A 19,200-nucleotide genomic window follows, 5' to 3' on the forward strand; every position below is an offset into this window, starting at 1 on the left:
CGTACGGATCGGCACGAGACGCACGCCATTTTGTCCTCCGCTTACCTCAAGGCAATCGACATGACCGACAAGAACTACCTCATTGCCCTCGACCAGGGCACCACCAGCTCCCGCGCCATCATCTTCGATCGCGATGCCAACGTGGTGTGCATCGCCCAGCGCGAGTTCACCCAGCACTATCCGCAAAGCGGCTGGGTCGAGCACGACCCTATGGAAATCTTCGCCACCCAGAGTGCGGTGATGGTCGAGGCACTGGCGCAGGCCGGTCTGCACCATGACCAGGTGGCCGCCATCGGTATCACCAACCAGCGCGAAACCACCGTGGTGTGGGACAAGAACACCGGCCGACCGATCCACAACGCGGTCGTCTGGCAGTGCCGGCGCAGCACCGAGATTTGCCAGCAGCTCAAGCGCGACGGCCTGGAGCCGTACATCAAGGAAACCACCGGCCTGGTCACCGACCCCTACTTCTCGGGTACCAAGCTGAAGTGGATCCTCGATCACGTCGAAGGCAGCCGCGAGCGCGCCCGCAAGGGTGAACTGCTGTTCGGCACCATCGATAGCTGGCTGATCTGGAAATTCACAGGCGGCAAGGTGCACGTCACCGACTACACCAACGCCTCGCGCACCCTGCTGTTCAACATCCACACCCGCGAGTGGGATGCGAAGATGCTCGAGGTGCTGGATATCCCCCGCGAGATGCTGCCGGAGGTCAAATCCTCGTCCGAGGTCTATGGCCATACCAAGAGCGGCATCGCCATCGCCGGTATCGCCGGCGACCAGCAGGCCGCGCTGTTCGGCCAGATGTGCGTCGAGCCGGGCCAGGCCAAGAACACCTACGGCACCGGCTGCTTCCTGCTGATGAACACCGGCGACAAGGCCGTGCACTCCCAGCACGGCATGCTCACCACCATCGCCTGCGGCCCGCGTGGCGAGCCGGCCTATGCGCTGGAAGGGGCGATCTTCAACGCCGGCTCCACCATCCAGTGGCTGCGCGACGAACTGAAGGTTGTCAATGACGCCTACGACACCGAGTACTTTGCCGGCAAGGTCAAGGACAGCAACGGCGTGTACTTGGTCCCGGCCTTCACCGGCCTGGGCGCGCCCTACTGGGATCCCTACGCTCGCGGCGGGCTGCTCGGCCTGACCCGTGGCGTGAAGATCGACCACATCATCCGCGCCGCCCTGGAGTCCATCGCCTACCAGACCCGCGACGTGCTCGACGCCATGCAGCAGGATTCCGGCGAGCGCCTCAAATCCCTGCGCGTGGATGGCGGTGCCGTGGCCAACAACTTCCTGATGCAGTTCCAGGCGGACATCCTGGGCACCCATGTGGAGCGCCCGCAAATGCGCGAGACCACCGCCCTGGGCGCCGCCTATCTGGCCGGCCTGGCCACCGGGTTCTGGAGCAGCCTGGACGAACTGCGTGGCAAGGCGGTGATCGAGCGCGAGTTCGAGCCCCAGTTGGCCGATGCGGACAAGGAGAAGTTCTACGAGGGCTGGAAGAAGGCCGTGGGCCGCACCCGCGACTGGCAGCCCCACGAAGAGCAGCAGTGAGCCCTCAGCCGGGCGAGGGCCCGGCTGTCGCTGGCAGTGAGCAGATTCGTGCGGCATCATGGGGAAATTCCGTGCGGCCCGAAGGACATTCAATGAATCTGCCCCCTCGCCAGCAGCAAATCCTCGATCTAATCCGTGAACGCGGGTACGTCAGCATCGAGGAGTTGGCCACCCAGTTCGTCGTTACTCCGCAAACCATCCGCCGTGATATCAATCAACTGGCGAATGCCAATCTGCTGCGCCGCTACCATGGCGGCGCGGCCTATGACTCCAGCGTCGAAAACACCGCCTACGCGATGCGCGCCGATCAGATGCGCCAGGAGAAACAGCGCATCGGCGAAGCGGTGGCCGCGCAGATTCCCGACCATGCCTCGCTGTTCATCAACATCGGCACCACCACCGAAGCCATCGCTCGGGCGCTGCTCAACCACAACCACCTGAAGATCATCACCAACAACCTCAACGTCGCCGCGATGCTCGCCGCCAAGGATGACTTCGACGTGCTGCTGACCGGCGGCAACGTGCGCCGCGATGGCGGCCTGGTGGGCCAGGCGAGCGTGGACTTCATCAACCAGTTCAAGGTCGACTTCGCCCTGGTCGGTATCAGCGGCATCGACGAAGACGGCAGCCTGCTGGATTTCGACTACCAGGAAGTACGGGTTTCCCAGGCGATCATCGCCAATGCTCGCCAGGTGATTCTCGCCGCCGACTCCAGCAAGTTCGGCCGCAACGCGATGATTCGCCTGGGCCCGATCAGCCTGATCGACTGCCTGGTGACCGACCAGCAGCCGGTAGCCGGCCTTTGCCAACTGCTCGATCAGCACAAGATCCGTCTCGAAGTCGTCTGACGCCCCTCCTGCAAACCGCCGCCGCCCCGGGCCTGACACGCCCATCGCGGCGGTGCGTGTCGTTTTTTATTCCAATTCGAACATCGGGCGAACCTTCTCGGCCCGCAGGCATCTGTAATTGTGTTCGCGAATTTTCATTTCAGCGCATTCCGTGGTTTTTTTGATCGAACACCACTGGATACCCATCTATTCATGCGCTAGTATTTTCGAAAGTGAACATTTATGTTCGATTTGAAAATACAAACGCTATACGAGGCCACGACGATGTCCACATCCAGCCTGTCCACCAGCCCACTGTCCGAGGTTTACGATATTGCCGTCGTCGGCGGCGGCATCAATGGCGCCGGTATTGCCTGTGATGCGGCAGGTCGCGGCCTGTCGGTGTTCCTTTGCGAGAAGGACGACCTGGCCCGCCATACCTCCTCGGCGAGCAGCAAGCTGATCCACGGCGGGCTGCGCTACCTGGAGCACCACGAGTTCCGCCTGGTGCGCGAGGCCCTGGCCGAACGCGAGGTGCTGCTGGCCAAGGCGCCGCATATCGTCAGCCCGATGCGCTTCATCCTCCCCCACCGCCCGCACCTGCGCCCGGCCTGGATGATCCGTGCCGGCCTGTTTCTCTACGACAACCTGGGCAAGCGCAAGGCGCTGCCGCGCTCGCGCGGCCTGAGCTTTGGCGCCGACAGCCCGCTCAAGGCCGAGATCAGCAAGGGTTTCGAATACTCCGATTGCTGGGTCGACGATGCCCGCCTGGTGGTACTCAATGCCATGGCGGCCCGCGAGCACGGCGCCCACGTGCATACCCACACCCGCTGCGTCAGCGCACGGCGCAGCAAGGGTGCCTGGGAAGTCGATCTGGAGCGTGCCGATGGCAGCCGTTTCTCGATCCGCGCCAAGGCGCTGGTCAATGCCGCAGGCCCCTGGGTGGCACGCTTCATCCGTGACGACCTGCAGCAGAAATCGCCCTACGGCATCCGCCTGATCCAGGGCAGCCACATCGTCGTACCGCGCCTGTTCGAGGGCAAGGAAGCCTATATCCTGCAGAACGAAGACCGCCGCATCGTCTTCGCCATTCCCTACCTGGATCGCTTCACCCTGATCGGCACCACGGACCGCGAATACCAGGGCGACCCGGCCGCCGTGAGCATCAGCGAGGAAGAAACCGGCTACCTGCTCAAGGTGGTCAACGACCACTTCCGCAAGTCGCTCAGCCGCGAGGACATCCTGCATAGCTACGCTGGCGTACGGCCGCTGTGCGATGACGAGTCCGACGAGCCCTCGGCCATCACCCGCGACTACACCCTGTCGCTGTCCGCCCAGGGCAATGAGCCGCCGCTGCTGTCGGTATTCGGCGGCAAGCTGACCACCTACCGCAAGCTGGCGGAGTCGGCGCTGGCCCAGCTGGCGCCGTTCTTCCCGAACATGCAGGCGCGCTGGACGGCCGAGGCACCACTGCCGGGCGGCGAGAACATGCAGAGCCGCGAAAGCCTGGTAGAGGCGCTGCGCGCCCGCCACGGCTGGCTGACTACCGAGCTAGCAAAGCGCTGGGCAATCACCTATGGCAGCCGTACCTGGCAGCTGCTCGACAACGTGCAGAGCGAAGCCGACCTGGGCGAGCACTTCGGCCATGGTCTGTACGCCCGCGAGGTGGACTACCTGCGCGAGCAGGAATGGGCCACCGAGGCGGACGACATCCTCTGGCGCCGCAGCAAGTTGGGGCTGTTCCTGACTGGCGCCGAGCGCAGCCGACTGGAAGCCTACCTGGCCCCCGAGGCGCCTGCATTGCTTACATCTGTACCAGCTGCACATCCTGGCGATGCGCTTGCAGATGTGGCAGTACCGCGGCAAGCAACGGCGCCTTGAAGCGCTCCTGAAAGCGGTGGGCCAACCCTGGAATCAGGCGCAGCTCACTGCCCCGGATATGCGCGGCGACATGCACGCCGTGCATCACCGGCAGCAACGGGTCGGCGGTGCCATGCACCACCAGCGTCGGCACCTGCAGACGATTGAGCAGGTCGACCCGGCTGCCTTCGGCAAGAATCGCCAGTAATTGCCGCTCCACCCCCGCCGGGCTGAAGGCCCGGTCGTAGGCGATTTCGGCCTGCTGCAGCAGCGCCGCACGATCATCTACCACACTGGGACTGCCCAGGGCGGCCAGCAGATCGGCCTGTTGTTCCAGGGCCACCTCCCGGCTCGGTGCCTCGCGGCGTGCCAACAGGTGCAACAGCGCCGGACTCGGTGCCGGCAGCCCCTGAGCGCCTGAACTGGTCATCACCAACGTCAGGCTGCGCACCCGCTGCGGCGCCATGTCGGCGATATGCTGGGCGATCATGCCGCCCATGCTGGCACCCAGCAGGTGAAACTCGTCAATGCCCAGTGCATCCATCAGCCCCAGCGAATCGCCGGCCATATCGCGCAAGCTGTACGGCGCACCCACTGCCAGACCAAGACGGTAGCGCAGCACTTCATAGGCCAGGTTGGCGCTGGGCGCCTCGGCGTTCCAGCGGCTCAGCCCGACGTCACGGTTGTCGAAACGGATTACCCGAAAGCCCTGTTCGCACAGCTGCTCGACCACGTCGTCGGGCCAGTGGATCAGTTGCCCGCCCAGGCCCATGACCAGCAACAGTGCAGGATCATTACGGTGCCCGATGCTCTGATACGCCAGGCTAACCTCGCCCACCGAGACGCGCTCGACATCCGTGCCGACCTTGCATGTTTCAGCCGCCAGGGACGGCAGGCTGCACAGCCAGGCAGCCAGAAAAATAACCACGCGCATCTTGGGTTCCACGAACGATAAGCCGGATAGCAGGCAAGTCTCGCAGTGATGGACCATGGCGCGCTGCCACAGATTGGTGACAGTTTGATGAAACCTGCCGGGCGGGCACGTGGAGCGCGACTCGACAGCGGAGCAGCTGATCGGCGACACTGCCCCGCATGAATACTGCTCATCTTATTTCCTGGGCAGTTGAATAGCCTGCAGGTATCCAGATGCTCGAAATTCGCCATTTGAAGACCCTTCACGCTCTGCGTGAAACCGACAGCCTGGTCGAGGCCGCCGACCGGCTGCACCTGACCCAGTCGGCGTTGTCGCATCAGTTCAAGGAACTCGAGGAACGCCTGGGCATGCAGCTGTTCGTACGCAAGACCAAGCCGGTGCGTTTCACCAGTGCCGGTCTGCGCCTGTTGCAACTGTGCGACAGCGTGCTGCCACTGCTGCGCAGCGCCGAGCGCGATCTGTCGCGCCTGGCCGGCGGTACGGCAGGCCGCCTGCACATGGCCATCGAATGCCACAGCTGCTTTCAGTGGCTGATGCCGACCATCGATCAGTTCCGCGACGCCTGGCCGGAGGTCGAGCTCGACCTGGCCTCGGGCTTTTCCTTCGCCCCCCTGCCCGCCCTGGCCCGTGGCGATCTGGACCTGGTGGTGACCTCCGACCCGCTGGAGCTCTCCGGCATCACCTACGTGCCGTTGTTCACCTACGAAGCCATGCTGGCGGTAGCCAACCAGCACATCCTGGCCAATCGCACCTATATCCGCCCCGAAGACCTGCTCAAGGAAACCCTGATCACCTATCCGGTGGAGCGTGATCGCCTGGATATCTTCACCCGCTTCCTGGAGCCGGCCGACATCGAGCCGGCCCAGGTGCGTACCTCCGAACTGACGGTGATGATGATGCAACTGGTGGCCAGCGGGCGCGGTGTCTGCGGCCTGCCCAACTGGGCACTGCACGAGTACAGTTCACGCGGCTACGTGACGGCCAAGCGCCTGGGCGACAAGGGCCTGTTCGCCACGCTCTACGCCGGGGTGCGCACCGACATGCTCGACGCGCCCTTCATGCGCGACTTCCTGCTCACCGCCAAGGACACCTCGTTCGCCAACCTCGAAGGCGTCAGCGTTGCCCGCTAATAACCCCCTTTGATTGCAGGGCCATACGATGAACATCAGCGATATCCCCTTTGGCGTCACCGATTGGAGCAAGATCGAACCGACCGAACATGCCGGCGAAACCGGTGTAGCCTACTGGCGCACCTGCCAGTTCGGTGCGCTGCGCGTGCGTATGGTCGAATACACGGCGGGCTATCTGGCCGACCACTGGTGCAAGAAAGGCCATATCCTGCTGTGCCTGGAAGGCGAGCTGCACACCGAGCTCGACGATGGCCGCCGTTTCGTGATGACCCCGGGCATGAGCTATCAGGTGGCCGACGGGGCCGAAGCGCACCGCAGCTCGACGACTGGTGGCGCCCGCCTGTTCATCGTCGACTGAATAGCCCGCGGGCGGGTTACAGCCCTGGTGTTCTGCCGTTATGCTGACGGTCGATTTCTGCGCCTGGAGCCCGTCATGATCAACGCTTATCGTCTGCCTCTTCTCGCTGGCCTGGTTCTGCTGAGCGCCTGCGCCAGCCCCTCGAAGAGCCTGCAGGTGCAGAAACAGAGCCAGTGCCCGATCGCCCTGCAGGCTGGGCAGCAGTTGATCCTCAGCCTGCCGAGCAACCCGACCACGGGCTATCGCTGGACAGTGCAGGAAGACGCGGCCGCAGTGCTCAAGGCCCTGGGCCCGGAAGTCTACAGCGCGGCCGAAGACTCCGACCTGGTCGGCGGCGACGGCAACTCCACCTGGCGCTTCCAGGCCACCGAGCCAGGCGAGGCCCAACTGCTGCTGACCTACGCCCAGCCCTGGGACACCAGCGCCGCGCCGGCCGACACCTTCGACTGCCAGATCCGCGTGCGCTAGGGCGCCCCACGCAGGCCGACCATCGCATCAGGCGTGCGGCGAGGTTTGGCTAATCGCCGGACTTGGCTAAAATGCGCGCCTTTCCAGCGCCATGCAGACCGACCGTGAACAGACAGCCCGACCAACTCTTCGCCCAGCCACTGGATCAGGTGCCGGATTTCGTCTTCAACGAGGACGTGGCCCGGGTGTTCCCGGACATGATCAAGCGCTCGGTGCCGGGCTACCCCACCATCGTCGAGAACATCGGTGTACTGGCCGGCCAGTTCGCCCAGCCCGGCAGCCTGCTGTATGACCTGGGCTGCTCGCTGGGCGCGGTTACCCAGGCGCTGCGTCGCCATGTGCAGATCGAAGGTTGCCGGGTGATCGCGGTCGACAACTCCGCGGCGATGGTCGACCGCTGCCGCGAATACCTGCACGCCCAGGACGCCATGTTCCAGGAGTTGCTGCCGGTCGAGGTGATCGAGGCGGACATCCTCGCCATGGACTGGCAGCCTGCCTCGCTGGTAGCGATGAACTTCACCCTGCAGTTCATCGCCCCGGAAAATCGCCTGGAGTTGCTGAGCCGTATTCACCGCACGCTGCTGCCGGGTGGCGCCTTGATCCTGTCGGAAAAGCTGCGTTTCGAAGACGACCAGCAGCACAGCCTGCTCACCGATCTGCATATCGCCTTCAAGCGGGCCAATGGCTACAGCGAACTGGAAATCGCCCAGAAGCGCAGCGCCATCGAGAACGTCATGCTCCCCGACAGCCTCGAACAGCACCGTGAGCGCCTGCACGCCGCCGGCTTCAGCAAGGTGGTGCCCTGGTTCCAGTGCTTGAACTTCGCTTCCCTGGTGGCCCTGCCATGATGCGCCGCATGGACCTGGACGCCCTGCAGGCCGAGCTCGCCGGCACGCCGCTGCAGGATTGGAGCGCCGACCTGCCCGCGCAGATCGACGCCAAGCTGGCCATCGGTCATGGCGACCTGCAGCGCTGGTACGCCGCTGTCGAAGCGCTGCCGCCACTGAATGCCGAGCAGATCGACCTGCAAGAGGACTTCCGCCTCGACGGCCCCTGTGATGAGGCCACCCGAACGGCGCTGGACAGTGCTCTGCGCGGCCTGATTCCCTGGCGCAAGGGCCCCTTCCATCCGTTCGGCGTGCACGTGGACACCGAATGGCGATCGGACTGGAAATGGCAGCGGGTCGCCCCGCACCTGGATCTGCAAGGCAGACGGGTGCTCGACGTCGGCTGCGGCAATGGCTACTACATGTGGCGCATGCTCGGCGCCGGCGCCCGCAGTGTGGTCGGCATCGACCCGAACTGGCTGTTCCTCTGCCAGTTCCTGGCCATGAAGAACTACCTGCCCGATATGCCGGCCTGGCACTTGCCGCTCGGTATCGAGGAGCTGCCGGCCAAGCTGCTCGGCTTCGACACCGTGTTTTCCATGGGTGTGCTCTACCACCGCCGCTCCCCCATCGATCACCTGCTGGAACTCAAGGACTGCCTGCGCAAGGGCGGCGAGCTGGTGCTGGAAACCCTGGTGGTGGAAGGTGACGCTCAACAGGTGCTGGTACCTGAAGACCGCTACGCGCAGATGCGCAACGTCTGGTTCCTGCCGTCGGTCCCTGCGCTTGAGCTATGGCTGCGCCGCGCCGGGTTCCTTGATGTGCGCTGCGTGGATGTCAGCGTCACCTCGGTCGAGGAACAACGCAGCACCGACTGGATGCGCTACCAGTCGCTGCCCGAGTTTCTCGACCCGCTCGACCACCGCCGCACCCTCGAAGGCCTGCCGGCGCCACGCCGCGCCGTGCTGGTAGCACGCAAGCCGTGACAGAGACCTAGCCGGCGCCATCACCCTGGCGGCGCCATTCGGCCTGCCGCGCCGCGATCACCGCCAGGGGCATCTGTGCCCCGGCACTGACACGCCCGTGAGCGCTTCCCAGGCGAATCTGCCCGGCGCGATCGAGCATCAACAGGCGGCGCATCCTGCGTCTCCAGCACCAGGCGAAATACCAGTCGCCCAGCCACTGCATCAGCTGGTGCGGGTCGACACCCGGCGACCTAGCCGGCTTGGCGCGCCCGCTGGGTGCGGCGTGCTGATCAGTCGATTTCATGACAACGCTCCTCGGCAGCCTTTGCTCACCGGTTATCGATGAGTGCTTGCCGACAGCTTGGGCTGCGCTTATCGTTAATTAAATCGACAAATACCTAACAGCCGATTAAAAAAAAATTAACCAAAAATGAACAGTCCATCGCCAGCAGACGTGCCCGCCGCATTGCCGCTATTGGAAAGCGATGTGCTGAAGACCTTTGTCGGCATTGCCGAAAGCGGCAGTTTTACCCGCACGGCCGCGCAGGTGTTCCGTACCACGGCGGCGGTCAGCCAGCAGATCAAGCGCCTGGAGGAAACCCTTGGGCGTACGCTGTTTCTACGCGAGAGCCGCCGGGTGCGTCTCACGCCGGATGGCGAGATCCTGCTCGGCTATGCCCGCCGCCTGCTCAAGCTCAACGAGGAAGCGGTGGCCCATTTTCGCGTGCCCGACCTGACGGGTACCGTGCGTTTCGGTACTCCCTTCGACATCGGTGTCGGCTCGCTGCCGGATCTGCTGTCGCAGTTCGCCCTCAGCCACCCGGCCGTACAAGTCGATGTCTCGGTGGGTCGCAGTTGCGAGCTGATCGAACGCCTGGACGCTGGCGAGCTCGACCTGACGCTGCTCAATAGCGGCGACGCCAACGCCGATGACACCCGTGGCGAAGTCATTTGCAGTGAGTCACTGGTGTGGGCAGGTCGCGAAGGTGGCCTTGCCGTCAGGCGCAACCCGTTACCGCTTGCCCTGGCCAATACCGGTTGTGCCTGGCGCCGTGCCGCCCTGGACGGCCTGGATCGCCTCGGGCGCAACTACCGCATCGCCTATTCCAGCGAACAGTGCGCGGGCCAGGAAGCCGCGCTGCTGGCCGATCTGGCCATTGCGGCCTTCCCCGCCAGCCTGGTCAAACCGCCGCTACGCCGCCTTTCTCAGCAGGAGCACGGTCTGCCACCCTTGGGCGACTATCACATCAAGCTGCTGCGCGGCAGCAACCGTGGCGCAGCCGCCGAAGCACTGGCGGCGCAAGTGGCGGTGGCCTACGGCGCAATGCGTTAGCGTGCCGCGGCGCCTGCGATCAGCTGCTTCATCTCCCGCACGGCCTCCTTGAAGCCGACGAACAGCGCGTGGCTGACCAGCGCATGGCCGATGTTCAGCTCGTTGATGCCCGGGATCGCTGCCACCGGCTCGACGTTGTGGTAATGCAGGCCGTGGCCGGCGTTGACGATCAGCCCCAGGGAAACGCCCAGGGCGACACCCTCACGAATACGCTGCAGCTCGGCAACTGCCTCTTGCGGCGTATGGGCATCGGCATAACGCCCGGTATGCAGCTCGATGGCCGGCGCGCCGACGCGCTTGCTCGCCTCGATCTGCCGCGGGTCGGCATCGATGAACAACGACACCTCGCTGCCAGCGGCCGCCAGGCGCGTTACCGCTGCGGCAATCCGCGCCTCCTGACCCGCCACGTCCAGGCCGCCTTCGGTGGTCAGCTCCTGGCGGGTTTCCGGCACCAGGCACACGTGCTCGGGGCGTATCGCCTCGGCGAAGGCGAGCATGAAATCGGTCACCCCCATCTCGAAGTTCATGCGCGTCTGCATGACCTCCTTGAGCACGCGCACGTCGCGCTCCTGGATATGCCGGCGATCTTCGCGCAGGTGTACGGTAATGCCGTCGGCACCCGCCTCTTCGGCATCCAGCGCGGCTTTTACCGGGTCGGGATAGCGGGTGCCGCGCGCCTGGCGCAGCGTGGCGACGTGATCGATATTCACACCCAGCAAAACACGGTTGGCTTCAGTCACGGGTCGGCTCCTTGAGCGTCATGAACAATTCGCGGCTGACCAGGGGCCGGCCGCCGAGATGAGGGGCGAGTGCCTGGCGCATCAGGCGCTTGGCAGCGGCCAGCGCGCCGGGCGTGCTCCAGTCGGCATCGGCCATGGCCAGCAGCTCACGACCGAGAAACGCGCCCGGCTGCCAATGGCCGATGGGCAGAAAACCGCTGTCGGCCTCCAGCCGGTACAGGCCGTCGCTGACCACGGCATTGCCCTGCACATCGCTGTCGAGGGCGAAACCGTAGCCGAGTTCGTCGAGCAGCCGCCATTCGAATGCGCGCAGGATCGGCTCCAGTGGCCGACCCTGAGCCAGCGCCAGGATGCTCATGGCGTAATGCTCGAAGATCACCGGGTGTGGATCTTCGGCGGGCAGCACGCGAATCAGCAATTCGTTGAGGTACAGGCCGCTGAACAGCGCCTCGCCGGTAAGCAGGTTGGGAATGCCGGCAGCTTCCAAGCGGCCGACGTTCTTCAGCTCGCCGCGGCCGCGGGTTTCCAGCTCCAGGGGAATGAACGGCCGGGCCAGGCTGCCGGCCTTGCCCCGCGCGCCACGCAGCACGGCGCGCAAGCGGCCTTGCGGGGTGAGGAAATCCACCAGCGCACTGCTTTCGCGGTAGGCGCGGCTGTGCAGGACATAGGCGGGCTGGCTGGGCGCAAGCATGGGGATAAACTCGCTGGGTTAGCCAGCCGCGGCGCGGCGGATGCCGGGGTCAGATATCGTCGTAACCGAGCGAACGCAGGGCGCGCTCGTCGTCGGACCAGCCACTCTTCACCTTGACCCACAGGTTGAGCATGACCTTGGTGTCGAACATCGACTCCATGTCCTTGCGCGCTTCCTGGCCAATGCGTTTGAGGCGCTCGCCCTTCTCGCCGATGATGATCTTCTTCTGCCCGTCGCGTTCGACCAGGATCAGCGCATGGATGTGCATGATCCGTCCTTCGCGCTTGAACTCCTCGATCTCCACGGTGATCTGGTACGGCAGCTCGGCACCGAGCTGACGCATGATCTTCTCGCGCACCAGCTCGGCGGCGAAGAAGCGCCCGGAGCGGTCGGTGATCTGGTCTTCGGGGAAAAAGTGCAGGCCCTCGGGCAGGCGTTCGCCCACCAGCTTTTCCAGCGCGTCGAGGTTGTGGCCGTGCTGCGCCGAAACCGGCACGATCTCGGCATTGGGCAACTGCTCTGCCAGCCACTGCAGGTGCGGCATCAGGTCGGCCTTGTCTTCCAGGCGATCGGTCTTGTTGACCGCCAGGATCACCGGGCCTTCGACGTACTGGACGCGCTCGAGGACCATCTGGTCCTCGTCGGTCCAGCGGGTGCGATCGACCACGAAGATCACCACGTCGACGTCCTTGAGGGCCGACGCGGCGTTCTTGTTCATGTAGCGGTTGATCGCCTTGTCGTTGTTCTTGTGCAGGCCGGGGGTATCGACATAGATGGCCTGCACCTCGCCCTCGGTCTTGATGCCGAGCATGTTGTGGCGAGTGGTCTGCGGCTTGCGCGAGGTGATCGCCAGCTTCTGGCCGAGGATGTGATTGAGCAGCGTCGATTTGCCCACGTTGGGCCGGCCAACGATGGCGACATAGCCACAGCGCGTTACGGGCGAATCAGTCATTGCCGTTCTCCACACCCAGGGCGATCAGCGCGGCAGTAGCCGCGACCTGTTCGGCGATCCGGCGGCTGGCGCCTTGGCCCAGGGTCTTGTCATTGAGTAGATTGACCTGACATTCGACCACGAATGTCCGGCAATGGGGTTCGCCCTGGATGTCGACCACTTCGTAACGCGGCAGCTCGCAGGCGCGCGATTGCAGGAATTCCTGCAGGCGGGTCTTGGGATCCTTGTTGGTGTCGACCAGGGTCAGGCCGTCCAGTTCGTTGGTCAGCCAGGCCAGCACGCGTTCGCGGGCGACCTGCATGCCGGCATCCAGGTAGATGGCGCCGATCAGCGCCTCGAGGGCGTCGGCAAGGATCGAGTCGCGGCGAAAGCCACCACTCTTCAGTTCGCCGGAGCCCAGGCGCAGGTACTCGCCCAGGTCGAAACCGCGGGCCAGCACGGCCAGGGTCTCGCCCTTCACCAAGCGCGCACGCAGCCGCGACAGCTGGCCTTCGCGGGCCTGGGGGAAGCGCTCGTAGAGCGCCTCGCCGGCGACGAAATTGAGGATGGCATCACCGAGGAACTCCAGCCGCTCATTGTTGCGGCCGGCAAAACTGCGATGGGTCAGGGCCAGGATCATCAGATCCTGGTCCTCGAAACTGTGCCCGAGCTGGCGCTCGAGGCGGGTCAACGAAACACTCACGGCATACGCACACGAAATTCTTTATCGAAATTAACCACCAGATCGATGTTCTCGATCAGGTGCTCACGTTTTTCATACTTGAGGTGGGCAAGAAATTCGTTGCCATCCTGGGTCACTTTCAGCACGTCCTGCATGTTCAGGTCGCGGATGCTGTTGACCGTCATGCCACGGCTGACGTGACTGTAGAAATCGCCCACGGTTTTGACGCTATCCACGCGGTCGGTCTCCACCGAGGTGATGATCTTTTCCATCGACATGTAATCGAGGTAATGCGGCACCACCTTGAACGCCGTGCTGGCCAGAAACGCCACAACAGCCAGTACCACCAGCCAGCTGACGATCGACAAGCCCTGCTGCGAGCGTGCGAATTTCATGTTCATCCCCAAAAATATCCAGATAGTCCGATGCGCACCGGGCGCATCACAAGACTATAGATAGCTGGCAGCGCCGTATTGAACGGCGCCGCAAATTTTCATCAGATCAATGAATCAGCCCGACACGGGAGAAGTTCGGCAGGGTCTTGAACTTCGGATCCGGCCAGCTCATCCAGATGGCGAATGCCTTGCCGACGATGTTGCGATCCGGAACCATGCCCAGCACGTCTTTGGGGATATTCGGGTCGTTCCAGTAACGGCTGTCGTTGGAGTTGTCGCGGTTGTCGCCCATCATGAAGTAGTGCCCATCAGGGATGGTCCACTCCTTGCCGGGCTCGGCGCGATAACGGGTCATTTCCTTGCGGATGCGGTGCTCGACATCGCCCAGGCGCTCGCTGTACAGCGTGGCGCTGCCCAGGCTGCCCGGCTCCTCGCCGATCAACTGCTCGGCAACCGGCTTGCCGTTGACGAACAGGCGCTTGTCGCTGCTGTAGCGAACGTGGTCGCCCGGCAGGCCGATGACGCGCTTGATGTAGTTGACGTTGGGATCGCTCGGGTAGCGGAACACCATGACGTCGCCGCGCTGCGGGTCGCCGACTTCGATCACCTTGGTGTCCAGCACCGGCAGGCGGATGCCGTAGGCAAACTTGTTGACCAGGATGAAATCGCCTACTTCCAGGGTCGGGATCATCGAGCCGGACGGAATCTGGAATGGCTCGACCAGAAAGGAGCGCAGCACCAGGACGATGGCCAGCACCGGAAAGAACGACTTGCCGTATTCAACCAGCAAGGGTTCCTTGTTGAGCTTCTCGACCACTGCGTCGTCGACTTGCTCGACCTTGCCCTGGTAACTGGCGATCGCTGCACGACGCCGCGGCGCCAGGAATACCAGATCGAACAAGGCCAGGGCGCCGCACACGGCGACGGCAATGACCAGCAACAGCGGGAAATTGAATGACATAGGCCTCAGCTATCCAACTTGAGTACAGCAAGGAAGGCTTCCTGTGGAATCTCCACGTTCCCCACCTGCTTCATGCGCTTCTTACCGGCCTTCTGCTTCTCCAGCAGTTTGCGCTTACGGCTCACGTCACCGCCGTAGCACTTGGCCAGAACGTTCTTTCTCAATGCCTTGACAGTGGTCCGCGCCACGATCTGGCCGCCGATGGCCGCCTGGATCGCCACGTCGAACATCTGCCGAGGAATCAGGTCCTTCATCTTCTCGGTCAACTGGCGCCCTTTGTAGTGGGCGTTGTCACGGTGCACGATCAGCGCCAGCGCATCGACCTTGTCGCCGTTGATCAACACGTCCAGCTTGACCAGGTTGGCCGACTGGTAACGGTCGAAATGGTAATCCAGCGAGGCATAACCACGGCTGGTGGATTTCAGGCGGTCGAAGAAGTCGAGCACCACTTCGTTCATCGGCAGGTCGTAGCGAACCTGAACCTGAGTGCCGAGGAACTGCATGTCACGCTGCACGCCGCGCTTTTCGATGCACAGGGTAATGACGTTGCCCAGATGTTCCTGCGGAACCAGAATCGTGGCTTGTACGATCGGCTCACGGAAATCTTCGACCGAGGACACATCCGGCAGCTTCGACGGGTTGTCCACGTAAATGGTTTCACCGGTCTTGAGTACCACCTCGAAAATAACGCTCGGCGCCGTGGTGATCAGGTCCAGGTCGTATTCGCGCTCCAGGCGCTCCTGGATGATTTCCATGTGCAGCATGCCCAGGAAGCCGCAACGGAAGCCGAAGCCCAGGGCGTCGGAGCTTTCCGGCAGATACTGCAGGGACGAATCATTGAGGGTCAGCTTCTGCAGGGCGTCGCGGAAGTCCTCGAAGTCGTCGGAGCTGACCGGGAACAGGCCGGCGTAGACCTGCGGCTGGATGCGCTTGAAGCCGGGTAGCATTTCCACGTCGGGTGTGGAGCTCAAGGTCAGGGTGTCGCCCACCGGCGCACCGTGGATGTCCTTGATGCTGGCTATGATGAAGCCCACTTCGCCGGCCTTGAGGTCGGCAGTGGCGGTGTGCTTGGGATTGAACACCCCGACGCTGTCGACCAGGTGCACCTTGCCGGTGGACTTGACCAGAATCTTGTCGCCCTTCTTGACGCGGCCGTGGCGCACGCGCACCAGGGACACGACGCCCAGGTAGTTGTCGAACCAGGAGTCGATGATCAGCGCCTGCAGGGGCGCCTCGACCTCACCGGTCGGCGCCGGAATGGCCTGCACCAGGCGCTCGAGCACCTCGTCGACGCCCATGCCGCTCTTGGCGCTGCAGGCCACGGCGTCGCTGGCATCGATACCGATGATCTTCTCGATCTCGTCCTTGACGCGATCCGGATCGGCCTGCGGCAGGTCCATCTTGTTCAGCACCGGCATGACCTCCAGGCCCTGCTCGATGGCGGTATAGCAGTTGGCGACCGACTGCGCCTCCACGCCCTGCCCCGCATCGACGACCAGCAACGCACCTTCACAGGCGGCCAGCGAGCGGCTCACCTCATAGGTGAAGTCGACGTGCCCCGGCGTGTCGATGAAGTTCAGCTGATAGGTGATGCCATCTTTCGCCTTGTAATAGAGCGTGACGCTATGGGCCTTGATGGTGATGCCGCGCTCGCGCTCCAGATCCATGGAATCGAGAACCTGAGCCTCCATCTCGCGCGCGGTCAGGCCGCCGCACATCTGGATGAAACGGTCAGCCAGCGTCGACTTGCCGTGGTCAATGTGGGCAATGATGGAAAAATTGCGGATATGACTCAGGTCACTCACAGGACAACACTCGAAAAAGGTCGCAGGCGAATGCCTGCCGAAAATAGCCGCAAAGTTTACCCGAGTGGTTGCCCCCACGTCACGTCAGGACAAGCGTGACAGCGCAGTAATTGAGACCCGCTTGCCTCGCCTGCCTCGAGCGGCCGGTATTTCTCAGGGCATGGCCGGCCAGCTGAGGTCATCAGGCGGCCATAAAAAAGGGCGACTTTCGTCGCCCTTCTCTGCTATTCGGCCAAGCCTACTCGGCCAACTTGAAAGTAATGAAGCTGGCGCGGCCCTGACGCAGCACGCGCATCGACACCGAACGATTCTTCGGCAGCGATTGCGCCACTTCGGTGAAGTTCTTCGCCGAGCTGATCGCCTGATTGTTCAGGTGGGTGATCACGTCGCCAGGACGCAGGCCGATCAGTGCGGCCGGACCATCCTGAACTTCGCGAATCACCACGCCACCGCGCAGGTCCAGGGCCTTTTTCTGCTCGTCGGTCAGTTCGGCAACGCTGACGCCCAGACGGTTGCTGCTGCGCTCGGCGCCTGGCGTGGCACCCGGGGTCGCTTCGTCGGCGTCATCCGCCGGCATGGTGCCCACTGCCAGCTTCAGATTCCGGCGTGCGCCCTCACGGACGATTTCCAGGTTGGCCTTGGTGCCCGGCTTCAAGGCACCAACCAGATGAGGCAGGTCGGCAGACATGATGATCGGCTTGCCATCCAGGCTGAGGATCACGTCACCGACCTGCAGCCCGCCCTTGGCAGCCGGGCCGTCTTCAAGCACCTGAGCGACCAGGGCGCCGGCGGGTCTCTCCAGGCCAAACGACTCGGCGAGATCCTTGTTCACTTCCTGGATCACCACACCCAGCCAGCCGCGGCTGACCTTGCCGCTGGCCTTGAGCTGGTCGGCCACATCCATCGCCACGCTCATGGGAATGGCAAAGGACAGGCCCATGAAGCCGCCGGAGCGGGTGAAGATCTGCGAGTTGATACCGACCACTTCGCCATCCAGGTTGAACAGCGGGCCGCCGGAGTTACCCGGGTTGATCGCCACGTCGGTCTGGATGAACGGCACGTAGCTCTCGTTCGGCAGGCTGCGCCCCTTGGCACTGACGATACCGGCGGTGACCGAGTGATCGAAACCGAACGGCGAGCCGATGGCCAGCACCCACTCACCGACCTTGAGGTTGTCGGAATTGCCCAGCTTCACGGTGGGCAGGTCATCCGCCTCGACCTTGAGCAGCGCCACGTCGCTGCGCGGGTCGGTACCGATCAGCTTGGCTTCCAGCTCGCTGCGGTCGGACAGCCGCACGATGATTTCATCGGCATCGGCGACCACATGGTTGTTGGTCAGAATGTAACCATCCTTGGAGATGATGAAGCCCGAGCCGAGCGACTGCGCTTCACGCTGGCGACCACCACCTGGCGCGCGAGGCTGCTGGGGAATGCTGCGCTCGAAGAATTCGCGGAACATCGGCGGCAGGCCTTCCAGGTCCGGAACGGCGAGCCCGCCATTGCTGGCGACGGCATTCGGCACCTTCTGCCGGGTGCTGATATTGACCACGGCAGGTGAGGCCGCCTCGACCAGGGGGGTGAAGTCCGGCAGCTGTGCATGCGCCGCCACGGGTTGCCCCATCAGAAACACCGCGAACAACGCGGCCGCATAATTTTTCAGGCTAGGCATCGACATTGCAGTTTCTTCCCCATCCAGAACAAACGAGGCCCCTGTGGGGCCAGTGGTACAACAAACAGGCGGCACATCGGCCTTGATCGTTATCGTCGACCGTTACGGCGTGGCATGCACGTCGTCCGCACGCATCGACATGGCGACACGCTCCGCCGTTCCCAGCGGAATTTCGCCCACCACCGTTACCATGACATCTCCATCGTCCGTTGTCAGGCGCCGGGACACTGCCACGGTAGGCCCAAGCTGGTTGCGCGCATCGGCTACGGCAGCATCGTGCAGGGGCTCGAGAAAGACGGAAAAGCGCGCCAGTCCGTCATCATAAACCAGACAATCGACGCTATCGGTGGATAACGGGCTGCGCTGACGGGTTACCGCGCTGAGATTGAAGCCAGGCGGCAACCATTCGGAGCGCCAGGATTCTGCAGACGGCGTACGCGCCTTGACGACGCGCACCGGCGTGCAGTGGGTAGAAGGCTGCAATACGGCAGTTGGCTGCATAGCCGCCGTATCGAGCTGGGTGAACTGGAATCGCTCGAGCAGTTCACCGCGGTCATTGACCAACAGCGACTTGAGCGGCAGGCCGGTTTCCTTGTCCACGTACAGCTGAACGCCGTAACGATGCTGATCACGCGGAACCAAGCCGAGCACCACGGCCGAGCGCCCGGCCACCCGGGACTCGCCACGCAAGCTCAGCTCGTACCATTGCTCGATCTGCTTGGCATCGAGACCATGGGCGGGCCAGGCCTGCTCATCGACGACGGCAGAGGCAATCGGGCCGTTGACGCATTGCGCCTGACCATTCACCCGCAGCATTTCCTGGGGCGTCCCATCGAGTTGCAATAATCGCTCGCGCACAGTTCCACCCGGCTCGACCTGACGCCAGATGCTGTGAGTGGAGAGATTGCCGTTGCGTTCGTAAACGAAGGTGCCTTGGAAGCTTTGCTTGCTTTCGGCCTGACTCAGCCGTTGCAACCATCCCTGTGCATCGGCGGCCATGGCAGGGGTTGCCAAAATACCACCGAGCATCAGGGACGTGACGAGAATGGAGCGCATACGCGTCGTTC

20 protein-coding genes are annotated in these 19,200 nt (G+C 63.5%); 9 read left to right on the forward strand and 11 right to left on the reverse strand.

Translation table 11 applies throughout. The features are described from left to right. Positions 1 to 60: 60 nt before the first annotated feature. The 3 genes from glpK (at position 61) to glpD (ending at position 4,265) form a co-directional block, all read left to right on the forward strand. Positions 61 to 1,557, forward strand: a complete 1,497-nt coding sequence (glpK, locus tag K8U54_RS03385) for a glycerol kinase GlpK (protein WP_249908875.1) — start codon at positions 61 to 63, stop codon at positions 1,555 to 1,557. Positions 1,558 to 1,649: 92 nt separating this feature from the next. Beyond that, on the forward strand, positions 1,650 to 2,405 hold the full coding sequence (locus tag K8U54_RS03390) for a DeoR/GlpR family transcriptional regulator (RefSeq protein WP_249908876.1): 756 nt from the start codon (positions 1,650 to 1,652) through the stop codon (positions 2,403 to 2,405). Positions 2,406 to 2,669: 264 nt separating this feature from the next. Beyond that, positions 2,670 to 4,265 carry a glycerol-3-phosphate dehydrogenase gene (glpD, locus tag K8U54_RS03395; RefSeq protein WP_249908877.1) on the forward strand — a complete coding sequence of 532 codons (1,596 nt, stop codon included), beginning with the start codon at positions 2,670 to 2,672 and terminating at the stop codon, positions 4,263 to 4,265. Here the strand turns inward: glpD and K8U54_RS03400 are convergent. Beyond that, complete coding sequence (locus K8U54_RS03400) at positions 4,189 to 5,178, reverse strand: alpha/beta fold hydrolase (RefSeq protein WP_249908878.1); 990 nt, start codon at positions 5,176 to 5,178, stop codon at positions 4,189 to 4,191. The two genes, glpD and K8U54_RS03400, sit on opposite strands and share 77 nt — an antisense overlap. Positions 5,179 to 5,390: 212 nt before the next feature. Here K8U54_RS03400 and metR point away from each other — a divergent pair, with 212 nt between their 5' ends. The 5 genes from metR to cmoB all read left to right on the forward strand — a co-directional run bounded on the left by metR (position 5,391) and on the right by cmoB (position 8,947). After that, positions 5,391 to 6,308, forward strand: a complete 918-nt coding sequence (gene metR / locus K8U54_RS03405; protein WP_249908879.1) for a transcriptional regulator MetR — start codon at positions 5,391 to 5,393, stop codon at positions 6,306 to 6,308. 28 nt (positions 6,309 to 6,336) lie between these two features. Continuing rightward, positions 6,337 to 6,666, forward strand: a complete 330-nt coding sequence (locus K8U54_RS03410) for a DHCW motif cupin fold protein (RefSeq protein ID WP_249908880.1) — start codon at positions 6,337 to 6,339, stop codon at positions 6,664 to 6,666. Between the two features lie 75 nt (positions 6,667 to 6,741). Continuing rightward, complete coding sequence (locus K8U54_RS03415) at positions 6,742 to 7,134, forward strand: protease inhibitor I42 family protein (protein ID WP_249908881.1); 393 nt, start codon at positions 6,742 to 6,744, stop codon at positions 7,132 to 7,134. Between the two features lie 71 nt (positions 7,135 to 7,205). Beyond that, a complete protein-coding gene (gene cmoA / locus K8U54_RS03420; RefSeq protein WP_249908882.1) occupies positions 7,206 to 7,982 on the forward strand; it encodes a carboxy-S-adenosyl-L-methionine synthase CmoA in 777 nt (258 codons plus the stop codon). Further along, positions 7,979 to 8,947 (forward strand): tRNA 5-methoxyuridine(34)/uridine 5-oxyacetic acid(34) synthase CmoB, encoded by a 969-nt coding sequence (gene cmoB / locus K8U54_RS03425; RefSeq protein WP_249908883.1) that lies wholly within the window; start codon positions 7,979 to 7,981, stop codon positions 8,945 to 8,947. Before cmoA ends, cmoB begins: the two co-directional genes overlap by 4 nt. A 7-nt stretch (positions 8,948 to 8,954) precedes the next feature. Here cmoB and K8U54_RS03430 read toward each other — a convergent pair whose 3' ends face one another. Beyond that, positions 8,955 to 9,230, reverse strand: coding sequence for a hypothetical protein (locus K8U54_RS03430; protein ID WP_249908884.1), 276 nt, complete (start codon positions 9,228 to 9,230; stop codon positions 8,955 to 8,957). A gap of 126 nt (positions 9,231 to 9,356) precedes the next feature. Between K8U54_RS03430 and K8U54_RS03435 the strand changes: the two genes are divergently transcribed. Beyond that, complete coding sequence (locus tag K8U54_RS03435) at positions 9,357 to 10,259, forward strand: LysR substrate-binding domain-containing protein (protein WP_249908885.1); 903 nt, start codon at positions 9,357 to 9,359, stop codon at positions 10,257 to 10,259. Here the strand turns inward: K8U54_RS03435 and pdxJ are convergent. The 9 genes from pdxJ to K8U54_RS03480 all read right to left on the reverse strand — a co-directional run bounded on the left by pdxJ (position 10,256) and on the right by K8U54_RS03480 (position 19,189). Further along, positions 10,256 to 10,999 carry a pyridoxine 5'-phosphate synthase gene (gene pdxJ, locus K8U54_RS03440; RefSeq protein ID WP_249908886.1) on the reverse strand — a complete coding sequence of 248 codons (744 nt, stop codon included), beginning with the start codon at positions 10,997 to 10,999 and terminating at the stop codon, positions 10,256 to 10,258. The two genes, K8U54_RS03435 and pdxJ, sit on opposite strands and share 4 nt — an antisense overlap. Continuing rightward, the gene (recO, locus tag K8U54_RS03445) at positions 10,992 to 11,690 is read right to left on the reverse strand and encodes a DNA repair protein RecO (RefSeq protein WP_249908887.1); all 699 of its coding nucleotides are present in this window, start codon (positions 11,688 to 11,690) and stop codon (positions 10,992 to 10,994) included. Before recO ends, pdxJ begins: the two co-directional genes overlap by 8 nt. A 49-nt stretch (positions 11,691 to 11,739) precedes the next feature. Beyond that, positions 11,740 to 12,642 (reverse strand): GTPase Era, encoded by a 903-nt coding sequence (era, locus tag K8U54_RS03450; protein ID WP_249908888.1) that lies wholly within the window; start codon positions 12,640 to 12,642, stop codon positions 11,740 to 11,742. Next, on the reverse strand, positions 12,635 to 13,324 hold the full coding sequence (gene rnc, locus K8U54_RS03455) for a ribonuclease III (protein WP_249908889.1): 690 nt from the start codon (positions 13,322 to 13,324) through the stop codon (positions 12,635 to 12,637). The genes era and rnc overlap by 8 nt, the downstream gene beginning before the upstream one ends. Further along, positions 13,321 to 13,698 (reverse strand): DUF4845 domain-containing protein, encoded by a 378-nt coding sequence (locus K8U54_RS03460; protein ID WP_249908890.1) that lies wholly within the window; start codon positions 13,696 to 13,698, stop codon positions 13,321 to 13,323. The genes rnc and K8U54_RS03460 overlap by 4 nt, the downstream gene beginning before the upstream one ends. 106 nt (positions 13,699 to 13,804) lie before the next feature. Beyond that, positions 13,805 to 14,659 carry a signal peptidase I gene (gene lepB / locus K8U54_RS03465; RefSeq protein WP_249908891.1) on the reverse strand — a complete coding sequence of 285 codons (855 nt, stop codon included), beginning with the start codon at positions 14,657 to 14,659 and terminating at the stop codon, positions 13,805 to 13,807. A gap of 5 nt (positions 14,660 to 14,664) precedes the next feature. After that, positions 14,665 to 16,464: a translation elongation factor 4 gene (gene lepA / locus K8U54_RS03470; RefSeq protein ID WP_249908892.1), complete on the reverse strand. Its 1,800-nt coding sequence runs from the start codon at positions 16,462 to 16,464 to the stop codon at positions 14,665 to 14,667. A gap of 238 nt (positions 16,465 to 16,702) precedes the next feature. After that, the gene (locus K8U54_RS03475) at positions 16,703 to 18,133 is read right to left on the reverse strand and encodes a DegQ family serine endoprotease (RefSeq protein ID WP_249910384.1); all 1,431 of its coding nucleotides are present in this window, start codon (positions 18,131 to 18,133) and stop codon (positions 16,703 to 16,705) included. Positions 18,134 to 18,235: 102 nt separating this feature from the next. Then, positions 18,236 to 19,189, reverse strand: a complete 954-nt coding sequence (locus K8U54_RS03480; RefSeq protein WP_249908893.1) for a MucB/RseB C-terminal domain-containing protein — start codon at positions 19,187 to 19,189, stop codon at positions 18,236 to 18,238. Positions 19,190 to 19,200 lie beyond the last annotated feature (11 nt).

Origin of the sequence: Pseudomonas fulva (assembly GCF_023517795.1) — a bacterium.
Taxonomy (GTDB): domain Bacteria; phylum Pseudomonadota; class Gammaproteobacteria; order Pseudomonadales; family Pseudomonadaceae; genus Aquipseudomonas; species Aquipseudomonas fulva_D.